The sequence below is a fragment of the Rhodanobacter sp. FW021-MT20 genome (assembly GCF_041107475.1).
Lineage (GTDB): Bacteria > Pseudomonadota > Gammaproteobacteria > Xanthomonadales > Rhodanobacteraceae > Rhodanobacter_A > Rhodanobacter_A glycinis.
Genome location: NZ_JBGBPX010000038.1, coordinates 1,857 through 3,983 on the forward strand (window position 1 = coordinate 1,857; position 2,127 = coordinate 3,983).

The window sequence follows — 2,127 nt, forward strand, 5'->3', positions numbered from 1 at the left end:
GCGGGCCCACGCCGTGGATGTCCTGCTTGCGCAGGCGCAGGAGGTCACGGCGGATGCGGCGGGCGATCCGGCCGCCACGTTCCTCGGCGCCTTCACGATTCTGGTTCGCGAGGGTCTGGAAGCCTTGCTGGTGGTCGTCGCCTTGCTGGCCTTCCTGCGCAAGGCAGATCGACGCGTGGAAGTGCGTTACGTGCATGCCGGCTGGATTCTTGCCTTGGTGGCCGGCGGGATCACCTGGGCACTGGCCAGCTATGCCATCTCGATCAGTGGCGCCGGTCGCGAACTAACCGAGGGCCTGTCTTCGCTGTTCGCCGCCGTGGTGCTGCTCAGTGTCGGCTTGTGGATGCACCAAAAGAGTATTGGTGGACGCTGGCAGGCCTACCTGAAGGAAAAGATGGCCGCGGCACTCGACCGACGTTCGGCGTGGTTCCTGTTCGGCCTCGCCTTCATTTCGGTGTATCGGGAAGTGTTCGAGACGATCCTGTTCTACGCCGCGCTCTGGAACGACGGCCAGGAAGTCTGGCTGCTGGGCGGCATTGCGGCCGGCGCGGTGACCTTGGGACTGATCGCCTGGCTCCTGCTGCGCACCAGTCGGCGTCTGCCCATCGGCAAGTTCTTCGCGGCGAGTTCGATCCTGATCGCCGTGCTGGCCGTCGTTCTCGCGGGTAAGGGCATCGCCGCGTTGCAGGAAGCTGGCTGGGTGTCGGTGACGGTCGCCCCGGTGCCGCACATTGAACTGCTCGGCATCTATCCGACCTGGCAGACGCTGCTCGCACAAATCGCCGTGGTCCTGATGCTGAGTGCGGGTTTCATGTTCAATATGCTTCGTGGCCGTAGCGCTCCCGACGCATTGCCCGCATCCACCACTACACGCCCGGAAGAGGATCGCGCATGAGCGACTGCGGTTGCCACGCCGAAGCCGCCAGCGAGGCGGAACGCCGCATCCTGCGCATCGCGCTCGGTCTCAATGCCACCATGTTCGTGGTCGGTGTCGTGGCCGGCCTGATCGCCCAATCGATGGGCCTGGTCGCTGATTCGCTGGATATGCTGGGCGATGCCTGCGCCTACGGCATCGCCTTGCTGGCGTGGACACGCAGCGCCTATTTCAAGGCGTCGGCCGCGCACTGGAATGGAACCTTGCTGGTGGTTCTTGGCGTCGGCGTACTGGTGGGGGTGCTCTGGCGTCTGGTGACCGGTAGCCACCCGGAAGGCCTATGGATGATGAGCGTTGCCTTCGTTTCCTTGATCGTGAATGCCACGGTGCTGAGGCTCTTGGCGCGATTTCGTCACGGTGAAGTGCATCTGCGCGCCATCTGGATATGCACGCGGGCCGACGTCATCGCCAATCTGGCGGTGATCGTGTCCGGTGTGCTGGTGCTTCTTCTGCACAGCGCCGTGCCTGATCTGGTGATCGGTACGGCCATCGCCTGCTACGTGCTGAAGGAGGCGTTGGGCATTCTGCGCGAAGCGAAGGACGCACGGATCGCCGCCATTGCACCGAACGGCAAGCCATGACGTCGCCGATCTCGGGATTTGGCTCGATGGTTTACGCCGTTGACCTTCGACTGTTCAACGCCATTCATTCGCCGGTGCCACCGTCGCCAGCGATGCTTCATGTGGCGCGCGTCCTGGCCGATGGACCGTTGATCCTGACAGCTCTCCTTCTTGGGTGGATGCTGATGGTTCCTCGCCAGTCGATGCGCTTGATCGCCCTGAAAGCATCGGGTGCCGCCGCTGCAGCATTGCTCGCGAACCTGATCATCGGCTTGGTTTGGGATCGCGCACGTCCCTTTGTCGCTGGAGTCGGTCAAGCATGGGTGTCTCATGCGGCGACCGGCAGCTTTCCCAGCGACCATCTGACTGTGCAATGGGTGGTGGCCGGCATACTGTTGCTGAATCAATGCAGCCGGCCTTGGGGCATCGGGATCGCACTGCTCGGCCTGCCGATGGCCTGGGCACGGATCTACTTGGGCGTGCACTACCCCGGCGATATGCTGGGAGCCCTCGGGATGGGCGGACTGGCCATGCTCAGTGGCTGGCTGTGGTTTCGCCGGTCCGTGACATCAGCCATCGCGCCATTGCCATCTCAGGGATAAGGTTTCGCCCCGCTGCGAAGCGAGGGTCTAG

General features: G+C 63.6%; 3 protein-coding genes. All 3 read left to right on the forward strand.

Going from position 1 to position 2,127, the window contains the following annotated elements; genetic code table 11:
• A partial coding sequence (locus tag AB7849_RS19425; RefSeq protein WP_369501561.1) for an FTR1 family iron permease occupies positions 1-895 on the forward strand: 895 nt, incomplete at its 5' end.
• Entirely contained in the window at positions 892-1,515 is a 624-nt protein-coding gene (locus tag AB7849_RS19430; RefSeq protein ID WP_027489457.1) for a cation transporter, read from the forward strand. The genes AB7849_RS19425 and AB7849_RS19430, both read left to right, overlap by 4 nt.
• The gene (locus AB7849_RS19435) at positions 1,512-2,096 is read left to right on the forward strand and encodes a phosphatase PAP2 family protein (protein ID WP_008216069.1); all 585 of its coding nucleotides are present in this window, start codon (positions 1,512-1,514) and stop codon (positions 2,094-2,096) included. Before AB7849_RS19430 ends, AB7849_RS19435 begins: the two co-directional genes overlap by 4 nt.
• Positions 2,097-2,127: the final 31 nt, after the last annotated feature.

What these genes read in the sequence shown, in the direction of transcription:
- AB7849_RS19430 (WP_027489457.1), top strand. Translation starts at nt 892, where the DNA reads ATGAGCGACTGCGGTTGCCACGCCGAAGCCGCCAGCGAGGCGGAACGC.
- AB7849_RS19435 (WP_008216069.1), top strand. Translation starts at nt 1,512, where the DNA reads ATGACGTCGCCGATCTCGGGATTTGGCTCGATGGTTTACGCCGTTGAC.